12 protein-coding genes are annotated in these 19,673 nt (G+C 61.8%); 6 read left to right on the top strand and 6 right to left on the bottom strand.

Annotated features, from left to right (window positions below):
• Positions 1-42: 42 nt before the first annotated feature.
• Entirely contained in the window at positions 43-972 is a 930-nt protein-coding gene (gene metA, locus NOV21_RS01660) for a homoserine O-acetyltransferase MetA (protein WP_283169906.1), read from the bottom strand.
• A 185-nt stretch (positions 973-1,157) separates the two neighbouring features.
• Between metA and NOV21_RS01655 the strand changes: the two genes are divergently transcribed.
• From NOV21_RS01655 to NOV21_RS01640, 4 genes are all read left to right on the top strand, one after another.
• Positions 1,158-2,429 (top strand): O-acetylhomoserine aminocarboxypropyltransferase/cysteine synthase family protein, encoded by a 1,272-nt coding sequence (locus tag NOV21_RS01655; RefSeq protein ID WP_283169905.1) that lies wholly within the window; start codon positions 1,158-1,160, stop codon positions 2,427-2,429.
• 184 nt (positions 2,430-2,613) lie between these two features.
• Positions 2,614-3,717, top strand: coding sequence for a 5-bromo-4-chloroindolyl phosphate hydrolysis family protein (locus tag NOV21_RS01650; protein ID WP_283169904.1), 1,104 nt, complete (start codon positions 2,614-2,616; stop codon positions 3,715-3,717).
• Positions 3,718-3,730: 13 nt separating this feature from the next.
• Complete coding sequence (locus tag NOV21_RS01645; RefSeq protein WP_283169903.1) at positions 3,731-4,879, top strand: toxic anion resistance protein; 1,149 nt, start codon at positions 3,731-3,733, stop codon at positions 4,877-4,879.
• 81 nt (positions 4,880-4,960) lie between these two features.
• Positions 4,961-7,072: a HelD family protein gene (locus NOV21_RS01640; RefSeq protein WP_283169902.1), complete on the top strand. Its 2,112-nt coding sequence runs from the start codon at positions 4,961-4,963 to the stop codon at positions 7,070-7,072.
• A 456-nt stretch (positions 7,073-7,528) separates the two neighbouring features.
• Here the strand turns inward: NOV21_RS01640 and rsgA are convergent, their stop codons facing one another.
• The 4 genes from rsgA to NOV21_RS01620 are packed head-to-tail and all read right to left on the bottom strand — an operon-like array spanning position 7,529 to position 10,766.
• Complete coding sequence (gene rsgA / locus NOV21_RS01635; RefSeq protein WP_283169901.1) at positions 7,529-8,503, bottom strand: ribosome small subunit-dependent GTPase A; 975 nt, start codon at positions 8,501-8,503, stop codon at positions 7,529-7,531.
• On the bottom strand, positions 8,504-9,094 hold the full coding sequence (locus NOV21_RS01630; RefSeq protein ID WP_283169900.1) for a hydrolase: 591 nt from the start codon (positions 9,092-9,094) through the stop codon (positions 8,504-8,506).
• 4 nt (positions 9,095-9,098) lie between these two features.
• Positions 9,099-10,628 (bottom strand): TrkH family potassium uptake protein, encoded by a 1,530-nt coding sequence (locus NOV21_RS01625; RefSeq protein ID WP_283169899.1) that lies wholly within the window; start codon positions 10,626-10,628, stop codon positions 9,099-9,101.
• Between the two features lie 3 nt (positions 10,629-10,631).
• Positions 10,632-10,766 (bottom strand): hypothetical protein, encoded by a 135-nt coding sequence (locus tag NOV21_RS01620; protein ID WP_283169898.1) that lies wholly within the window; start codon positions 10,764-10,766, stop codon positions 10,632-10,634.
• Between the two features lie 68 nt (positions 10,767-10,834).
• Here NOV21_RS01620 and NOV21_RS01615 point away from each other — a divergent pair, with 68 nt between their 5' ends.
• A complete protein-coding gene (locus NOV21_RS01615; protein WP_283169897.1) occupies positions 10,835-11,674 on the top strand; it encodes an amidohydrolase family protein in 840 nt (279 codons plus the stop codon).
• Between the two features lie 621 nt (positions 11,675-12,295).
• Complete coding sequence (locus NOV21_RS01610; protein ID WP_283169896.1) at positions 12,296-16,057, top strand: Cna B-type domain-containing protein; 3,762 nt, start codon at positions 12,296-12,298, stop codon at positions 16,055-16,057.
• A 261-nt stretch (positions 16,058-16,318) separates the two neighbouring features.
• Here NOV21_RS01610 and NOV21_RS01605 read toward each other — a convergent pair whose 3' ends face one another.
• Positions 16,319-19,672 (bottom strand): UvrD-helicase domain-containing protein, encoded by a 3,354-nt coding sequence (locus NOV21_RS01605; RefSeq protein WP_283169895.1) that lies wholly within the window; start codon positions 19,670-19,672, stop codon positions 16,319-16,321.
• Between the last annotated feature and the right edge of the window lies 1 nt (position 19,673).

Raw genomic sequence — 19,673 nt, 5'->3', positions numbered from 1 at the left:
CATCCGACACGGCACCTTTGTCTTGTGTCCAGGTGGGGGTCGCTACACCGCTAAACCGTCGAGTGCGTCGATGTCGTACGGCGTCGCCTGGTACACGTAGTAGTTGAGCCAATTCGTGTACAGCAGCTGGCCCTCGGCGCGCCATGTGTTTTCCGGTTCGTTGGCGGGGTCGTCGCCGGGAAAGTAATGCAGCGGGACCGCCGGATCCAGCCCCTTCGCCGTATCGCGCCTGTACTCGTTCGCCAGCGTGTCGGTGTCGTACTCGGAATGGCCGAACACGAAGAAGTCCCTGCTGTCGGTGCTTTTCACCAGATAGAGCCCTGCTTCGCCGCTTTCCGCGATGATCTCGAGTTCCGGCTGGGCGAGCACGTCGTTCCTGCTCACCATATAGTGGTGGGAATGAGGCGCCCAGAACTCGTCGGCGAACCCGCGCACCAGTGGAGACGTCGGTTTCACCAGCCTATGCTTGAACACGCCCGACATCTTCTGATGGAGAGGGCGTTTGGGGATGCCATAGTGATGGTACATGCCGGCTTCGGCTCCCCAGCAGATGTAGAACGTGCTGAACACGTGCGTACGGCTCCATTCCATGATGTCAACGAGCTCAGGCCAGTAATCGAGGTCTTCGAACTCGATGTGCTCGACGGGCGCCCCGGTGATGATCAAGCCATCGAATCGCTGGTCGCGGACGTCGTCCAGGTTCACATAGAACGACGAGAGGTGCTCTGCGGAGGTGTTTTTCGAGATGTGCGTGGCGGTGTGCAGCAGGCCCACGTTCACCTGCAGCGGCGTGTTCGACAGCTTCCTCAGTATCTGGGTCTCGGTGGCGACCTTGGTGGGCATCAGGTTCAGCAGAAGCACGCGCAGCGGGCGGATGTCCTGGTGCATGGCGCGGTACTCCGTCATCACGAAGATGTTCTCGCCTTCCAAGGTGCTGGTCGCGGGCAGGCTGTCGGGGATCCTGATGGGCATCGCGTCGCCTTTCGGGTATGGTCGGGTAGGTGCCCATGATAGAGCAAAACGCTCGGTGCGGAGGGGCCGGCGGCGCAACGTTAACTGGTTATCGGAAATTCGAAGAGCGAAACCCTCCCTACTCCGCAAGACGCGGAACAGGACTCCTATAATGGGTCGGCATATCCAAGATGAAGGGAAGTTCCATGAGCGATATCGAGACCGTATGCGTGCAGGGCGGCTGGCATCCCGGCGACGGCGATCCCCGTCAGATTCCAGTGTACCAAAGCACGACCTGGCGCTATGCAACCAGCGAGCGTATGGGGCGCCTGTTCGACCTGGAGGAACCCGGGTATTTCTACACACGCCTGCAGAATCCCACGAACGATTTCGTGGCGGCACGCATCGCCGAGCTGGAGGGCGGCACCGCGGCGATGTTGACGTCATCGGGAATGGCTGCCGTCTTCTTCTCGGTGTTCAACCTGTGCGGCGCCGGCGACCATCTCATCTCCTCATCTGCCATCTACGGGGGGTCGTTCAATCTGTTCGCGCACACCATGGCGCGTATGGGCATCGAGGTCACCTTCGTGCCGCCCACAGCATCCGACGGGGAATTGGCGGCGGCATTCAAGCCGAACACAAAATGCGTCTTCGGGGAAACGATCGCGAATCCCGCGCTTTCCATCCTCGACCTCGAACGGTTCGCCCGCATCTCCCACGAGCACGGTGTGCCGCTGATCGTCGACAACACCTTCCCCACGCCCGTGATGTGCCGCCCTTTCGAATGGGGCGCCGACATCGTGGTGCATTCCACCACTAAGTACATGGACGGCCACGCGAGCGCCACCGGCGGCGCCATTGTGGATTCTGGGAAATTCGACTGGATGGCCCATGCGGACAAATTCCCGGGGCTCTGCGCACCCGATGAAAGCTATCACGGCATCGTGTATGCGGAGCGCTTCGGCAAGGAAGGCGCCTTCATCACCAAGGCGACCTCCCAGCTCATGCGCGACTTCGGCAGCATCCAGGCACCGCAGAACGCCTATTATCTGAACATCGGGTTGGAGAGCTTGGCTTTGAGGATGCGCCAGCATTGCGCTAACGCGCAGGCCGTGGCCGAGTTCCTCGCCGCCGACCAGCGGGTCGCTTGGGTGCGCTACCCCGGCCTTCCCGGCGATGCTTACCACGAATTGGCACGGAAGTACCTGCCGGACGGGTCGGCCGGCGTCATCAGCTTCGGCGTCGCCGGCGGCCGAGCGGCGGCGGAGGCATTCATGGCCCGCTTGAAGATGGCGCAGATCGAAACCCATGTGGCGGATTCGCGCACCTGCGTGCTCCATCCGGCAAGCAGCACGCACCGGCAGATGACCGATGACGAGCTCGAAGCGGCGGGCATCGGTGCCGATATGGTGCGCTTCTCGTGCGGCATCGAGGCAGCGCGGGATATCATCGCCGATATCGACCAGGCACTCGGGTAGATGCGCACGAACCGCCCCATCGAGGGAGCGACAGAGGGGCTGGGGGTGCGCATGGGCTGGAACCTGGTGGCCGGCATACCCTACGTCCGCTAAACGGCGGGCATGGAGAGCTCGCCTTCATGGTACTATCCCACATGTACTCTCCGTTCCGGTCCACCAGTCGAAGCAGAAGGGCTCGCACACGATGCCTCAGAACACGCAGCAGGAACAGTTCGACCAGATGGTCGCCGCAGGTGCGACTGTTGTGCGCGGGGCGGCCGATGCCGCGAACCGGGCCATCTCGAATTTCGACTTCGACGCTGCCGCCGCGAAGCTCTCGAGCGCGGTGGACGCCATCACCACCCGGGTCGACGCGATCGTGCGGAAACCCGAGCCGTCCCGCAACATCGTCGTGCCCTCAGGCAGCCGCATGCAGGGGACGGGGATGATCGCCGGCGGCATCGTATTGGGGACCATCGCGTGCGGGGGCGTGCTCGGCGCTGCGGTGCTGGGCCTGGTCGTCCCCGCGTTCGCCGTTGCCATGGGCGTGATCGGCGTCGGCAGCGCGGCTGGCGCGGTAGCGCTCATCGCGAAGGGGGCGGGCCTGCACGGCCTTGTCTCCGACACGGAGAGGATCCGCACCATGGTTTCCACGCAAGTGGTGGTTCCGCTCGACGATCTGGCTTCACGCATGGGATTCCCTGCAGCGAAGATGCGCGATCGGGTGCAGAAGGCCATCCGGAACGGTTTCATCCCCCAGGGGCGCGTAGCATCGGTGAACGGTATGGAGACGCTGTTCCTCACCGACGGCGCATACCGTGAATTCGAACGTTACGAGCAGGGGGTCCGTGCGGACGAGGTCGCCCATCGGAATACGGCTTCGTTGCCGGAATCCGCCCGGTCGATCGTCGCCGCCTGCGAGGACTTCGCCCAGCGTATGCTCGCCGCATCGGGGAAGATCACCCACCAGGCCACGCGGGACAAGATGGCGACGTTGACGGGGAAGGTTGCGCGCGTATCCGAGTACGTGCAGGCGCATCCCGAAGATAGCGGGCGTTTCAGGCGCTACATCTCCTATTACCTGCCCACAACCGCGAAACTCGCCGATGCATACGCCGAGCTGGATGCGGCGAACGCCACGGGCGAGGCTGCAGAGCGCACCCGTGCCGAGGTCGACGACATGCTTGAACTGGTCGCTTCCGCGACGGACAACCTTCTGAACGATATCTATCTCGACCAGCAACTCGACGTGGCAAGCGATGCCAGCGCGATGCGCACCATGCTCACCCAGGACGGACTGACCGACTGAAAGGATCCACCCCATGGCAGATGAAATCAATCTCGAATTCGGCAGCGAAACGCCTCAGGCGCCCACGATCGACGACGCTCTGGCGAAGACGGAGCAGCCTGCGGTTCCCGCGGCGCCTTCGGCCATCGACGATTCCATCCTTTCCGCCGAGGAGAAGCAGCAGGTGAAGAACTTCGTCCAGAAGATCGACATCGCCGATTCGTCCGCCGTGCTCTCCTACGGCGTGGGGGCCCAGCGCAAGGTGGCGGACTTCAGCCAGAAGGCGCTCGACAACGTCCGCACGAAAGATTTGAGCGAGGTGGGCGAGGAGCTCTCAACCCTGGTGGTGCAATTGGGCAACCTCGACCCCGGGGAAGAGGAGCAGGGCGGCCTGCTCGGTCTGTTCAAACGCGGAAAGAATAAGGCTGAGAGCCTGAAGGCGCGTTACAGCTCGGTGGAGACCAACGTCAACGCCATCAGCAACCAGTTGGAAAACCACCAGGTGCAGCTTTTGAAGGATATCGACCTGCTCGACCGCATGTACGACTTGAACCAGCAGTACTTCAAGGAGCTGACGATGTACGTGATCGCGGGCAAGGAGAAGCTCGAGCAGGTGCGCGCCACCGACCTTCCCGCCGTCAGGAAGAAGGCCGAGGAGAGCGGCAAGCCGGAGGATGCGCAGGCCGCGCGCGATTTGGCCGCGCGGTGCGACCGTTTCGAAAAGCGCGTGTACGACCTGGAGCTGACGCGCCAGGTCGCCTTGCAGACCGCCCCGCAGATCCGCATGGTGCAGGCGAGCGACGCGGTGATGGCCGAGAAGATCCAAACCACCGTCGTGAACACCATCCCTTTGTGGAAGAACCAGATGGTCATCGCGCTCGGAGTCGAGCACGCCACGCGCGCGGCGACCGCCCAGCGTCAGGTGACGGACATGACGAACGAGCTTTTGAAGAAGAATGCCGACTCGCTGAAGGTGGCAACCGTGGAGGCCGCCAAGGAAAGCGAGCGCGGTATCGTCGACATCGAGACGCTGCGCCATACCAACGAGCAGCTGATCGGCACGCTCGATGAGGTCATGCAGGTGCAGCGCGAGGGACGCGAGAAGCGCCTTGCCGCCGAGGCGGAGCTTTCGGCGATCGAGGGACAGCTGAAGCAGAAGCTGCTCGAGGCGAGCAAGGAGTAGCGGACCTGCCCACAAGTTGAGGGGTCAGGGCGAATGCTGCTAGAATACTTTGCCGCATTTCAAGGTGAAGGGCGAGGCAGCATGGATCAAGTTTTCGAGGAAGAGCAGCAGCAGCTAACCGTCGCATATGCGAAGCTGGAGGCTATCGCCGCGGATGCGTCGGCGAAGCTTGCGGCAACGAGCGCCGAGGCGGCGCAGCAGCTTGAGGATTTCCACCAGGACCAGACGCTTGATACGATGGACAGCGCGGCGAGCGAGACCTTGGTGGAACTCGAGGCAATGAACCGCCAAATCGAGGAGTATTCCCGCGTGGCGACGGTGGTCGAAGACCGCCTGAACAAAGCGAACCTCCTGCTGCGGCAGCCGTACTTCGCCAAGGTTACGCTGAAGTTCAAGGGGAGCCGCCCGCCGCGCGATGTGTATCTGGGTGCCGCCGGCATGGTGGACGAGACGCACCGCCATTTCATCGTGGACTGGCGCAGTCCCGTCGCCGAGGTGTACTACAACCAGAGCAACGGGAAGACCAGCTACAAGGCGAACGGGCGCACGATCGAGTGCGACTTGCTGGTGCGCCGGCAATTCGACATCGCGCGCGACAAGCTCAAGGCGTGCTTCGATACCACCGTGGCGATCGAGGACCCGTTGCTGCTCGCCGCGCTCGGCTCTCGCCACAGCGAAAAGCTGAAGGCGATCACCGCCACCATCCAGAAGGAGCAGAACGAGGTCGTGCGGCACGAGGACGTGCCCGTGCTGCTGGTGGACGGCATCGCCGGCAGCGGGAAGACATCGGTCCTCTTGCAGCGCATCGCATACCTGTTCTACCAGCGTCGCGAGGATTTGCGCCCCGACCAGGTGTACCTGCTCACGCCCAATGCGGTGTTCGGGCGCTATATCGATGACGTGCTGCCCAACATGGGCGAGCGCAATCCGCACATCCTGACGTGGGCGAGCTTCGTTGAGCAGCTTGGGCTGGCGGATCGCGGGCTCGGCTTCGGGGTGTCCGCGCGTGCGCTGCACGCGCTGCGCGAGGGTATGGGCTCGCTGCGGCTGGAGCAGCGCGATTTTCGCGAGATCGTCATCGACGGTGCGTGCCTTCTGAAGGTTTCGCAGGTGCAGGGCGCCGTCGCGAAATATGCCCATGTGCCATTGGGACCCCGTTTCGCCGCGCTGGTGGTGGAGGACCTGCATGAGCGGCTCGATCGACGGCTTGCGCAGATGGCAACCGACGAGCATGTGCAGGACGCCATGCTCTCCCTCGATATCGATTCGCAGGTCTCCGTCTTCGGCAGCGCTGTCGCCCCATCGACCGACGAGGAGGTCTTGGAGCTGGCGCGGCAATACGTGCAGGCAACGTATTTCGACCGCGGGCACGAAGCGGTGGAGAACCTTGAATGGCTCCGGTTCGACCGTATCGGCATGCGCATGAACGGCGCCGACACCATGAGCGCACCCGAGCTCATATACCTGCGCGGGCTCTTTGCCGGCACGGGCAACCGCGATGCCCGCTACGTGATGATCGACGAGGTGCAGGATTACACCGAAGCGCAGCTGATGGCGTTGGCCCGGTTCTTCGGCAACGCGAATTTCCTGTTGCTGGGCGATGAGAACCAGGCGATTCGCCCGGGCACGGCTTCATTCGCGCAGATCCGCGCCATTTTCGGGGAAGCGCGCGGCAACGTTGACGAGTGCAGCCTGCTGACCAGCTACCGATCCTCCCCGGAGGTGACGGCTTTGTTCACGAGCTTGATGCCGGAGGACAAGCGCGTGCAGGTGACGAGCGTTCAGCACGAGGGGGAAGTGCCTCGCATCGTCTCGTATGGAGATGCCGACCAGTGGAAGGCTGCGCTCGTTTCCCTAGCCGAGGACGCCGTGCGACGCGATGGGCTGACGGCGATCGTCGCCCAAGATGGCGCAAGTGCCCACAGCCTGGCGAAGTGGCTCCCGTCCGCGTGCCCCTCCGTGCATGTGATGAGGGATACGGACTCCCTGCCCGGCAGCGGCGTGGTGCTGATGGATTTGCGGCTTGCCAAGGGGCTCGAGTTCGACATGGTCGTCATCCCCGATGCGACGGCGGATCGCTATCCCGACGACGACCTCCACCGCCGACGCTTGTATACGGCGCTGTCGCGTGCGACCCATCGGGTCGCCGTGCTCGCCAACGGACCGCTCACCCCCTTGCTGAAGGTGCGGTAGATGTCTCGGAAGGCAAAGGTTTTTACATCGGTTCATGCAGTGAGGAAAGACACTCCTATCGTGATCTATGGCCAGGGAGTCTGTATTGGAGCATGGGAGCATGGGTGGGCGTCCCCGGCCACGGGCGGCGAAGCAGGGCGGCGAAAGGGTCGAAACGGGGCGGTGAGAGGGCCGAAAAGGGCCGGCGGGAGCCATCTGCAGCGTGGTTCCCGCCGGCCCTTTCGCCAAGGAAAAGAGTGCGGCAGGCCGTGGAAAGGAGGGGGTTCGAACCTGCCGCGTCAGGGACAGGTTGCATACTACGCTCCCGCCCGGCGATTGGAAGCCGTCCCATGCAACCGCGATAAGGTTGCATGCAATTTACCGCGGTGAGTGTATCGATCGCTGAAACCGGTACCCCAACGGGAGTAGCGGTGGGTCGAGAAAAGGTGGCGGTGGCTGGGAGGCGCGAGCGGCTGGCTAGCGCGTGCGGTGCCGATCGGGCTTATGCCCTCGGGTTGCCAGTCGTTGGGCTTCCTCCCGCTTGCGCCTCTGCTCCTCGTTCTCGGTGTGCAGATGCACGTAGGAATCGAGGCGCTCGATGCGGACGGTGCCCGCCTCGACGGCCGCCTTCACGGCGCAGCCCGGCTCGTCGGTATGCGTGCAGTCTCGGAAGCGGCATTCCCGGGCGAGCCTTTCGATATCGGGGAAGGCTGCCGCGAGGCCGTCGTCGGCATCCCAAAGGCCCAACCCGCGCACACCCGGCATATCCACGATGTAGCCACCGCCCTGTACGGCGACCATGCACCGGTTCACGGTGGTGTGACGCCCCTTCCCGTCCTCGCGGACGGGGGTGGTCACCTGAACCTCCTCGCCGGAGAGCAGATTGACCAGGCTCGATTTTCCCACACCGGAGCGCCCGATGAGCACGGCGACCGATCCGACGGGAATGCAGGAGCGCAGCTCCTCGACGCTGCGGGGATCCTGATTGCTTATGCCCAGCACGCGCACGCCGTCTGCGACGATGTGTCGCACGTGCTCCAGCGCGCGCTCCGTCTGCCCATCCTCGGCGAGATCCGCCTTGGTCAGCGCAACCACCACCTGCGCGCCGGTTTCGTGCGCCAGTACCAACTCTCGCTCCAGGCGCCGTACGTTGAGCTCAGCCAAGGGGTGCGCGATGATGACCGTGTCGAAATTCGCCGCCAGTGTCTGCGGTAGCTGGCGCTCGGCAGGGTCCTTGCGCACGAGGGAGCGTGTCCGGGGGAGAATTTCCACGATCTGCGCGATATCGGCGGATTCGTCCACGGACACCAGCACCCGGTCCCCCACTACCGCGCGCACGTCGCGTCCTTTCACCAGGGATATGGCGTGCTTGCAGCGGAATTCGTCCTCATTCTCCGTTTTGACCAGGGGAAACCCGCGATCAAGTTGCACGACCCGCGCACGAACCCGCATCTAGCGCTGCCTCTCGCGCATCCAATGGTACAGCAGCGTGAGCAATGCCCCGACGAAGACCAGCACGATGCCCGGGATGAAATCGTGGATATCGAACACATCGGGCGTCGCCTTGCCTGCCGCGGTCGCCTTCACCTCGTCGGCATGGATGTCGGTCGCTCCTTCATGCACGCCGCAGGCGAGATGGAATGTGCCCTTGACGGTGAGCGTCGTGCCCGTGGCGCCGTATTTTCCGTAGGTGTCGATGAGGTCCAGGTCATCGTCGTCGATGAGCACGGCGATGGAGCCCTCGCGGTTCGCGTCCAAGCTGGAAAGCGTGATCCACGTCTTGCCAGCGACGGTCGAATCGCTGATGGCATCGCCGACCACCTCGCCTGTCACCTGCACGATGGCATCATCGTAGCTGGTGTCGGCGTTGGCCAGGTCGTAGATGCTCGTGTCGTAGAGGAACGAGCTGTCCGGCATCTGCTGGGTGTTGATAACGTTCTCGCTCGAGGTCTCGTCGGCGAAGGCCGCGGGAACCGGGGCGATGGCCAGCGCGCAAACGATGGCGAGGAAGGCGGGCAACGAACGGAGGGCTCTGCGTTCCACGGGGCTAATCCTCCCTCTTGATCCACGTTCTGCGCGGCCGCACCGAAGCGAAGATCTTGATGAAGACGGCGAGGAACGTGACGAACTCGAGACGTCCGGCCCACATCTCGGCGATGTAGATGATCTTCAGCAGTACTGGGGCGCTCGAATCGGCGATTCCCGAGGAGATGCCGCCGTTGCTTGCCATCGCGACGCTTTCCGAGACCGCGGCAACCGCATCGTAGCCCATGGCGATACCGGCCAGCGCGCCGATGATGTAGACGGCCACGAACATGATGAAGACCGTCATGGCCTCCTTGACCTCGGGCCCATCGAGACGATGCCGACCGATATGGTAGTAGTTCGTGACGATGCGCGCGCTTTCGGGGGACGCGGTGCTCTTCATGGTTTCGAATGCCGATTTCCCGATGATCGCTATACGACGCAGCTTGATGCCGCCGGCGGTCGATCCCGAAGAGCCGCCGACCGCCATGGCGAGGGCGAGCACCAGAAGAGCCCCCGAGGGGAACACCGTGGTCAGCTGGTTGCTGCTGACCACCGAAAGGCCGCAGGTGGTGGAAGCGGCTATGAGGGTGAACAGCCCTGTGCGCATCATCGCGGGAAGGTTGTTCATCAGCTCCGATCCTGCCAGCGCGCAGATGAACACGATCAGCGTGCCCGCTACCCAGGCTACGCCCGCATGCACTTCGATATCGCGCATGAACGCCTTGACACGGCCGCGCAGCACCTCGCTCTGCAGACCGAAGTTGATGCTTCCCAGCACCATGAGGATCATCAGCACGAACTCGATGCCGACGCTGTGGTAGTACGCCACGCCCAGGCTTTGCGGCGTCAGGCCCGTGGTCATGAAGCTGGTGATTGCCAGCCAAAGCCCGTGGAACGCCGATCGCAGCGGGTCGACGCCATGCAGGGCCAGTACGATGGCGAGCACGATGGCTGCCAAGCCCACGATGCTGGATGAGAATTTCAGTATGAATTGCGCGGTCTGCACCACGTTGGGCAGCACATGCTCGCTGCGGCCCTCGCTCTCGTAGAGCGAGGGGTGGCCGGAACTGGGTCCGAACAGGCCGAACGACATGGCGACGACGATGAGTCCCAAACCGCCGGCATAGCTGAGGCTGAAGCGCCACATGTTGTCGGCGTAGGAGATGTGGTCGGGGTTGGAGGCGATCGAGACCCCTGTGGTGGTGACGAGCGACACCGCGTCGAACACCGCGTCGAGCACGGATGCGTAATGCGAGGATAGGGCGAGCGGCACAGCTGCCATGAACCCCACCACCAACCAGGCGAAGCTGGTAACCGCCACCGCCTGCTGGCGGCTGAGCTTGCCGGGGGCGATGCGCAGCATGCGCAGCAGCGACCCCACGCATATGCCGATGCCCATCGACATCAGATAGCGCTGCGCCGGTTCGTATTCGCCCAGCGCGAGCGCGACCGAAAGCGGGATGAGCATCATCAAACCCGTGAAAAAGAGGAGCACCCCCAGGTAATGGCCGATAACGCGGAAGTCGTAGAACGAGAAGCGCTGCCACATACGCTATCCGATCAGCAGCTTCACAAGAACGATGAGGATATAGAGGGCGACGAGGAACAAGATGACGGACAGCATGATGACGCACAGCCCAATGGCTGAGCTCTTCCAATCGGTTTGTTCGATGCGCCGGTTAAGCATATCCGGATGATACTACTTACCGGTGCGACAGTGGTAAAGTGGACGGGCTCTCAACGAAAGGAGCGCTCATGGCCATTTCAACAGGTGGTGTCACCTACCGTGTGGCGGATGCCCACGCGCACATATACAAAGAGAAGATCGCGGCGAAGGCATCCCGCGCGACGGGAAGTTTCTACGACTGGGAGATGTATTCCGAAGATGCGACGGCGGAAGGGCTGATCCGCATCGAGGGCGCGGGGATGGGGGTCGATCGCTTCCTCGTGTTCTCCGTGGCGACGACGGTTCCCCAGGTGGAAAGCATCAACCGTTTCATCGCCGAGGAATGCGCCGCCCATGCGGAGTTCATCGGGCTGGGCACCGCGCATCAGGATGTGGAGGACTTCGGCGCCCTGGTCGCGCAGGTGCAGGAGCTGGGGCTCGCGGGCATCAAGCTGCACCCGGACATTCAGCGGTTCAACCTGGACGATTCGAAGATGATGCCGCTGTACCGCCGCGCGGCGGAAGCCGGCCTGGTCATGCTCTTCCACGTGGGCGACGAACGGTACGACTACAGTGCGCCCGAGCGCTTGGCCCGCGTGCTGGATGCGGTTCCCGACCTGCGGGTGCATGCGGCCCATTTCGGGTGCTGCCGCATATGGGAGCGCCGGCCTTTGGTGCTGGCGGAATACGCTCAGGGAGGCGCGAACATCGTGTTCGACACGAGCAGCATGCTGGAGTGGGCAACCGTCCCCGAGGTGCGGGAGCTCATCGGGGAATTGGATGCGGACCGCATCATGTGGGGCACGGATTTTCCCATGTGGAACCCGCGCGTCGAGTTCGACCGCCTGATGGAATTCGGTTTTCCTCCCGAGCAGACCCAGGCCATCCTCTACGATAATTTCGGGCGATTCTACCGCATCTTAGAATAGGTTCACGCTCTTGCCTGGCTGATGAGGCGGGAAATCCCCGCGGCAAGCGCGTTTTCCGCGTAGGAAGCGCCCTCGCCCGCCCGTCATGCCCGCGTTCGCCCATTTCTCGGAATCCCTGCGACTTGTCGAGCTCGTCGGGCACGAGCCGACTGCCGCCCACAGCGCTGGATAGGCGCAACGATTTACGATAGGACTCCCTTACAGCACGGAAATCGTGGTAGAATCCAAGAATCAAGAACGAGTTCGGTTTCGTTGCCGATTTGACAACTTAACAGCTCCATCCAACGGGATGAAGGTAGGGGAACATGACAAAACGCAGAATATTCGTACCACTGATCATGAGCCTGATGCTAACGGTTGGCCTCCTCGCCTCGGGGGGGTGTCGTCCTGGCTGATGAGGTGTCCGAGACAAGCGGCTCCGCTGCCCCGGTTGCAGCGGGTTCGCCGGATGTTTCGGGTGCGGGCGATGCTGCCGCGTCGTCAAGCGCGACCTCTTCGAGTGCGGTTTCTTCCGAGACGAGCTCCGAACCAGCCGATTCTGATTCCAGCGTTTCGGCGGATGGCGTACTTTTCGCCGCCCCTGTGCCGCTGCGTGCACCTGCCGGTGGCGACCCCGGCGCAGTGGCTTCGGTAGGGGGAACGAACTACCCCTCTCTGCAAGAGGCTATCGACGCAGCGGTCGATGGCGATACCGTTACCCTGCTTGCCGACAGGACCGAATCGGTGACGGTCGGCAAGTCCATCACCCTTGACTTGGGCGGGCATACCCTCTCTACATCCACGGACGGAGAGGATCAAGCGACCATCGTCCTTCGGGACAATAAGATACTTACAATCAAAAACGGAACCATCGTCGGCGGAGAAGCGAAATACGGTTCGAGCGCCAGTGCGATCGATGCCGAGGGCGGCGTCAATCTTGAGGATGTCACGATCTCGGGATGCACGGGCCCGGGATACGCGATAACCATGGAAGCTTACTCTGATCTGGGTAAAGACTTGCGTTTCACAAACGTGACGGTCAGCGGGACCCAGTCTCATGTCATTTGGGGCGGAGCCAAAAACAACATCGCCTTCACCAACTGCCATTTCGATGGCAACACGCCCGAGGGCACGAACCGCCTCCTGGCTTTCGGCGGCGTCGGGAGCAAGACGTTCTCCGAATGCACGTTCAAGGGCAATAAGGCCCAGGGAATCGCCGATGTAGAGGGAACTTACACCGACTGCGTTTTCACGGGCAACGAGGTTGCTGAAGGAGCTGTCGTATCTGCCAGAAATTGGGAGGACGATCGGGTCGCTCTCATAAAGACAGTCGTTAAAGATAATACGTGCACGCATGAATATGGCGTTGCTGGCGTGGATACGTATAATCTCACTCTCGATAACAGCGCCGTTTACAACAACACGAACACTGCGGGCGGCCGAACCGATCTAGGCGAAGATTGCAGCGACGTCGATGTCACGACCATGAAAGACCCCACGGACCCCTCCATGGATTTCAGCGGGTACGGCGTTGATTCCAAGGGAACGGTCAAACCCACGGCTCCCGTTTTTGAAGCGGAAATCGACGGGGTGAAGTACAAGAAGCTCGCAGAAGCTGTTGATGCCGCGAAAGACGGCGACACCATCAAGATCATCAACACCGATGAAGTTGGCGATGTCAAAGCGATTGAAGTACCCAAAGAGTTCCGGATTAAGATTACCAAGGCGCTGACCATCGATCTTAACAGAAGGGATGCTACCTCAGAAGATGGTTGGTCGTTCTATCTCGCCGGAGCAGGGGGGAAGCTTTCCATTATCAACTCCGCTGATGACAAAGTTTCTCTAAAAGGTTGGATATGCAACTCCGATACCGACTGCTCTCTGACAGTAGGAGATAAGATCAATCTTGAGGATTACCTGCTCCACAATGGGAACACGATCATCGAAGGATCTCATGACAGACTCTACCTCTCGAGTTACGAGGAACTGAACGACGGCAAAACGATGCCGGTCAATTTCGGGGAGAGCTTTGAATACACCGGGGGTGAAGCAACCCTGATGTTCGACCTTGCGGAATCCGAGGACGACCTCAACGACCTTGGAAAAGAGATGGACGATATCGTTATCGCCCATGGGGCCACGGCCGATCTTGCGAATAAGGTTGCCTTGTACGGAGTTACCAACCCCTTTGTCAAGGTCGAATTCAAGCCGGCCTCCGAATCCGGCGGGACCGGCGATCTCGTCGTCCATAAAGACCCGGGGACGTTTGTATATCTAAACGGCGTAGGCGGCGATGATTCGAAGGATGGCACGACGAAGGCCAACGCCGTCAAGACGTTCGAAAAGGCGAAAGAGCTTGCCGAGGCGCTTTCCGCACAGGGGAAGAACGTGATCATCTCCGTCATCGATACGGTGGAAGTCAGCTCCGAAGCGACGTGGGAATTCAAAGACCCCGAGAAGGTGGCCGTCTTCAGGGATGCTGAATTCAATGACAACCTGGTGAAGGTTTCCGGCGGCGGGAACCTGACATTGAAGAACATCGTCATCGATGGGAACAAGAACGGCGCCGATGCCGGGAAGAGCTCCCTCGTCAAGGTCAGCGGCGGGACGCTCACCCTCGGGGAAGGTTCGGTGCTGCAGAACAACAAGCTCACACAAAACGACTACCCTTATTCGGGCGGTGCCGTGCGAGTGGAAGAGAAGGGGACCGTTAACGTCAGGGGAGGAACGATACGGGGAAATACCGCAGTATGGGGCGGTGGAATCTACGCACTGGATGGTACGGTCAATGTCGAATCCGGCTCGATCACCGACAACCATGCGGTGAAGCTGGATTCTGAGGACCCATCGGGCGGTGGCATCGCCACCTGGTATCAGTCTTCGGTCAATATTTCCGGAGGAACGATTTCGAACAACACCTCGGAAGGTAACGGGGGAGGGCTTTCCCTCGGGGTTTCGAGGGTGTCTGGCGATGAATATTCCGTCCTCACCATGACCGGCGGAACCTTTGAGGGGAATGTTGCCAACGATTCCGGTGGCGGTCTTTTTGTCCAAGGAGGAACAGGGGAAGGCTATTCAAGGGCTTACGTGAGCGCCGGACATTTCACCAACAACACGGCCGAAAGCGATTCCTTCGGTGGCGGCGGCATATATGTCAACGGCGGACATGATTGGGAAGGCTACCATTCGGGAGAGCTCTATCTTACCAACGCCCTCGTCACGGGCAACGATGCCGGAGAGAACGGAGGCGGCTACGCTGCCTGCCCCACCTCGAATACGGAAATCCGAGTCAAGAACGGTGCCGCATTCTACGGCAATAGCGCTCCGAGCGGAAATGGGCTCCATGTCAACGCAAGTATGGTGTGGCACGGAGCCTCGGCTCAGCCCGATTATGAAATCTCGGAGTCCATGCTTGGCGGCACCCCCTATCACTGGACGTACGATGACGGCACCGAGGTTCCTCTGAGTAGCCTGTCCGGAAAGCTCTACAGTGGGGAGCTGAACCTCAAAAACGGCATCACGGATGCAGATGCCGCGCTTGCGAAAGAGCTCGCCACCGTCTTCATCACGGGCAACCATGCGGGCGAGCGTGGTGGCGGAATCGGCTCGAACGGCGATGTCTACATCGGCACGAGCGAGCTTATCGATGTCACGGTCGATAAGACGTGGAACGACAACGGCGATGCGGCGGGCAAGCGCCCGGCAGAGATCAGGATCGGTCTGTATCGCAGCGTCGAAGGCGGCTCCGATGAACCCGTGTATATCGGCTACAACAAGGTCAAGCCCGATGCCGATGGGAATTGGAGTGTAACGTTCAAAAAGCTCCCCAAGTCGAATCAGAACGGCAAGCTCTTTGTCTACACGGCCAAGGAGATATTCGACGATGACGATCCTCTTCCCTACGGAAGTGCGTCCGCGGGAGAAGTCTCAGGCGAAAACGGCACGATCGAGCTTACGAACACCTACGAAACCGTGAATTTATCGGGCGAAAAGACCTGGGAAGATGCAAACGACCAAGATGGCCTGCGCCCCGAGAGCATCACCGTGCGTTTGCTGGCCGATGGCGAAGAGGTGCAGAGCAAGACGGTGACCGCCGCCGACGGCTGGAAGTGGACGTTCGAGGGGCTGCCCAAGTTCAAGGTGGGCAAAGAGATCGTTTATACGATTGCCGAAGATGAGGTTGCGGGATACGTCACGAGCATAGACGGCTTCAACGTCACGAATACTTTGAAGCCGACGACCGATGAGCCTACCCCTCCGCCGTCAAATTCCACGCCTCCGGAAAAGACCGTGGGAACCCCGCAGACGGGTGATACGCTGCTCCTCATCTCCCTCGTGGGAATACTGGTTGCTTCGGCTGTCGCGATTGGCGCACTCCTGGCGCTGAAGCGAAGGAAGAGCTAGAACAGGGCGACTTACGCATCCTGATCGATGAAGGGGGAGGTTTGGAAGACGTTCCGAACCTCCCTTGCCTTTCGGGGATTCGACCACGCGCGGCGCGACCTCGAGGGGAGGATGGGTGTATTCCGGGTTCACCGCCACGTGTTTCAGAGCGAATGCGCCATCGGGTAACGTTGTCGGCGAGGTTCACGCGACGCATTTGAGGCGCGGTTCCGCCGTTTTCTATTTCTCAAGCCGCGGGCAATCCGCCTCTTCGAGGGTAACTTATGAGTATGAAGAGATCGCATCCTCCAGCAACGGAAGGTCGTCTTCGGCAAACGAATACGAGACAACCTGCGGTTGCGCCGGATCGATGGGGCCGGGCTGCTCAACGCGCACGAAACGCGCTTCCACCGCCTCGAAACCCGCTCTCAGTACGGCCAATGCGTAGCATTGCGCTTGCAAGAGATGCTTATCATGCAGGGCCTCCGAGGTCTCTGTCGCGCTGCCGCCCGTCTTGTAGTCGACGAGGTAGGCCCTTCCGTTCCCGTTGGTGCACAGCAGGTCGATGGAACCCTCGAGGTAACCGCCATGAAACGCGGTGCAGAAGGGGGTCTCGGGTTCTATGCGGCGATGCGCGAATGCTCGCTCGCACACGTCGCTCAGCCTCCACCGATCGAAAGCGGAGCGAAGCCGATCGAGATCGTGTACATTCCACCGTGCGGCGATACGCTCCAAGTCGATGGAAGTCACATCCTGCAGTTTCGGCGAGTGACGGTAGGCGAGCAGCTCGCACGCTTGATGGAGCGCGCTGCCGAACTCGGTGGCTTTGTCCGCGTCTGCTGCGCGTTGCGGAGTCGGTTCATCTCCGTTTTCGCTCGGGGCAAGGGCATCCGGTCGCTGCGGCTTTTCCGCCGCAAGGCTTGTATAGCTGAAGAAGTCGCTGAGGGGATTGCACGGTGAGAGCGCGGCCCGCGATTCGATGGCGCTGGGGTAGAGATCCATCGGAATCGCAAGCGGATTCCCGGATGCCTCATCTTCCCGTGCAACGACCTCGTCCTCTTCGGAAAGGGGGACGCATGTGTATCGTGCGGGTCGGCTCCCGCCGTAGTCGAATTCCCCGCTGGCATCGGGGAAGGCGGTCTGGCCGGGGAACAAGCCTGTCAGCAAATCCTGCTCGACGCCGGGGTAGGACCCTTTTTTCGTTTCGCGGTGCTTGACCGCCACGATCGCCGCGGCGCTCGCCCGCGTGACGGCGACGTAGAAGAGACGCTTCTTTTCGGCATACTCCCGCTCTGCATTCACCGCCTTCAGCTGGCTGGCGAACTCTCCCAAATCGGTGGAGCTTCCCAGCGCGGCATCGTCCGCTTCCACGGGATTCGCGGTGAAATTCTGAGGAAGCAATGCGCTGTAGACCGTTCGGCCGCAGGTGACCGTCGCGGGCGCGTCGGTTGCGGTGGAGGGAGCGTAGCAGTTCGCGATAGCCACGATGGGGAATTGGAGTCCCTTGCTGGCGTGGACCGTCATGATCCTGATCGCGTCGACGGAGCTTTGAGAGAGCGCGCCGGGCGCCTCAGCGGATGCGTCTGCCTGCGCTGAAAGGTCCGCGGCAACGCGGACGACATCGAACCCGTCGGCGGAAGCATCTTCCACCATGCGGATGAACTTCAATACGTCGGCGGCGCGGGCCAACCCCTCGGCACCGCTTGCCTCCATGCGCTGCAGCCAACCGGAATCGAGAATGGTTTCGCGAAGCAGCTGAGCTGGCCGGACGCGTCCCAATTTGCTCCAAGCGCGCTTGAGCACGGCGGTCGCGTGGGCGAGGGCGGACGATATCGTTTGGGGTGCGCGGTCGGGGCGCAGCAGGCCCTCCGCCGGGTTCTGACGCCGGGGCATGGCGCTTTGCGGATCCGCATAGGTGCTCAATTGCAGCAGGTCATCGGATGAGACAGGCAACGCCTCGCTCGAAAGCAGGACGAGCAGGCTCTCGGAATCGTAGGGGTTCGCCAGCACGTTGAGCAGCGCCAAGGCGGTTTTGACCTGCGTCGAATCGAAGAACTTCGACCCTCCGGCAACCACCACGTTGAATCCTCGATCGCGCAGGGCGGCCGCGTAGATGGATGCACCGGTGGATGCCCCCATGAGCACCACCATGTCGGCAGGGCTGTGGCCCGCAGCGCGGAATTCCGCGAATCTTCGGGCGATGAAGGCCGCTTCCGCCGAGGCGGCTTGGTCGGCGGACCCCATTCCGGTTCCGTACCGCGTGACGGCAAGCTCTATGCGGGGGCTGCCGCCATGCAGGGGTTTCCCCTCCGTTTCGGCATGGAGGTCGAGGAATTTCTCGGGGAAGTATCCCGGCTGGCCGCATACTTTCCGGACGAACGCGAGCACATCCCCATGGCTGCGGAAATTGCCTCCTAACTCTACCCGATGGGCGCCGACGGGCTGCGCGGCGAGCATGTCGGCTTTATGTCGCATGTACACCTGCACGTCGGCGCCTTGGAAACGGTAGATGCTCTGCTGGGAATCGCCGACCGTGCACAAATGCGTGCGCGAAGGGCCTGCGATGCGTTCGATCATGTCGATCTGCAGCTGGCTGGTGTCCTGGAATTCGTCGACCATGATCAGCTTGAAGCGCTGGGTGTATTCCGAAGCAAGCTCGGGGTGGCGGTCGAAGGCTCGAAGCGTGGTGCGGATCAAGTCGCTCGTGTCCAGCATCCCGCGACGCGCGAGGGCGGCGCGGTATTCCCCCTCCACCTCGCGCGAGAGGGCGAGGATGTCGCGCAGCAGGGGGACGGTGGCGGTGATGGAGAGCGATGCCCGCGCTTCCTTGATGGCGCTGTTCAGAGCTTTGACGGGGGGTTTCTTGCCTTGCAGGTTTCTGAGGTTCACGCCGGCAAGCACGGCGGAAACCGCTTCGGCATCGGCTCTTCCTTCGAGGAGGAGGGCGCTCAAGTCGGCCTCGGCCTTCTCGGCAGCCTGCTGGTTCTTCTCGGTGCCGGTGGCCATCGCATCCGCTGCCAAACCGACGAGCTCGCGCGCGATCGCCCCCGCATCGGCCGGCTTCGGACCCGTGTTGAACGCATCGAGGCCATCTGTCTGATGCGACGCCTTATCGATTGCCTCCGCAACCATCGCCCGCACGCGGTCTGCCGCATACGCGTGGAACAATGCCCGGTAGCGGGGGTTGTCTTCCTCGCGCACGCGGTCGAGCACCCGTGTGATGGACTCGCTCAGCGCCTGGGAGGCCGTCGTCCCCATCGCCAGTTCGAACGCAGGGTCGAGCCCCAGTTCAAGCGCGTGCTCGTGCAGGATGCGCATGCACATGCCATGGATCGTGGAAATCCAGGCGCCGTCGACCGCATGCGCCGCCTCCGTCATCCCTTCGGCGGCAAGCGTGCTGCGGATCCGGTCTTTGATCTCCCCCGCGGCCTTGTTGGTGAAAGTGATCACCAATGCGGAATCGATGCTGTCGAGAAAAGGCGCGCCATCCTTGCCTGAACCGGGCAGCATCGCCCAGGCAATGCGCTGGGTCAGCGTGAACGTTTTTCCGCTGCCTGCCCCCGCGCAGATGAGCAGGGGCCCGTCCAGATACGATACGGCATTTCGCTGGCTCGGAGTGAGGGAATCGAGGTTCACG

It is taken from the genome of Curtanaerobium respiraculi, assembly GCF_024609215.1.
Taxonomy (GTDB): domain Bacteria; phylum Actinomycetota; class Coriobacteriia; order Coriobacteriales; family Eggerthellaceae; genus Curtanaerobium; species Curtanaerobium respiraculi.
The sequence above is the reverse complement of the archived record's forward strand: the minus strand, read 5'-3'. Positions and strand labels throughout refer to the sequence as shown.

Coding starts and splice junctions, on each gene's coding strand:
- NOV21_RS01625 (WP_283169899.1), bottom strand. CDS start 10,628: ATGTGGCAGCGCTTCTCGTTCTACGACTTCCGCGTTATCGGCCATTAC.
- NOV21_RS01645 (WP_283169903.1), top strand. CDS start 3,731: ATGGCAGATGAAATCAATCTCGAATTCGGCAGCGAAACGCCTCAGGCG.
- NOV21_RS01650 (WP_283169904.1), top strand. CDS start 2,614: ATGCCTCAGAACACGCAGCAGGAACAGTTCGACCAGATGGTCGCCGCA.
- NOV21_RS01620 (WP_283169898.1), bottom strand. CDS start 10,766: ATGCTTAACCGGCGCATCGAACAAACCGATTGGAAGAGCTCAGCCATT.
- rsgA (WP_283169901.1), bottom strand. CDS start 8,503: ATGCGGGTTCGTGCGCGGGTCGTGCAACTTGATCGCGGGTTTCCCCTG.
- metA (WP_283169906.1), bottom strand. CDS start 972: ATGCCCATCAGGATCCCCGACAGCCTGCCCGCGACCAGCACCTTGGAA.
- NOV21_RS01615 (WP_283169897.1), top strand. CDS start 10,835: ATGGCCATTTCAACAGGTGGTGTCACCTACCGTGTGGCGGATGCCCAC.
- NOV21_RS01640 (WP_283169902.1), top strand. CDS start 4,961: ATGGATCAAGTTTTCGAGGAAGAGCAGCAGCAGCTAACCGTCGCATAT.
- NOV21_RS01655 (WP_283169905.1), top strand. CDS start 1,158: ATGAGCGATATCGAGACCGTATGCGTGCAGGGCGGCTGGCATCCCGGC.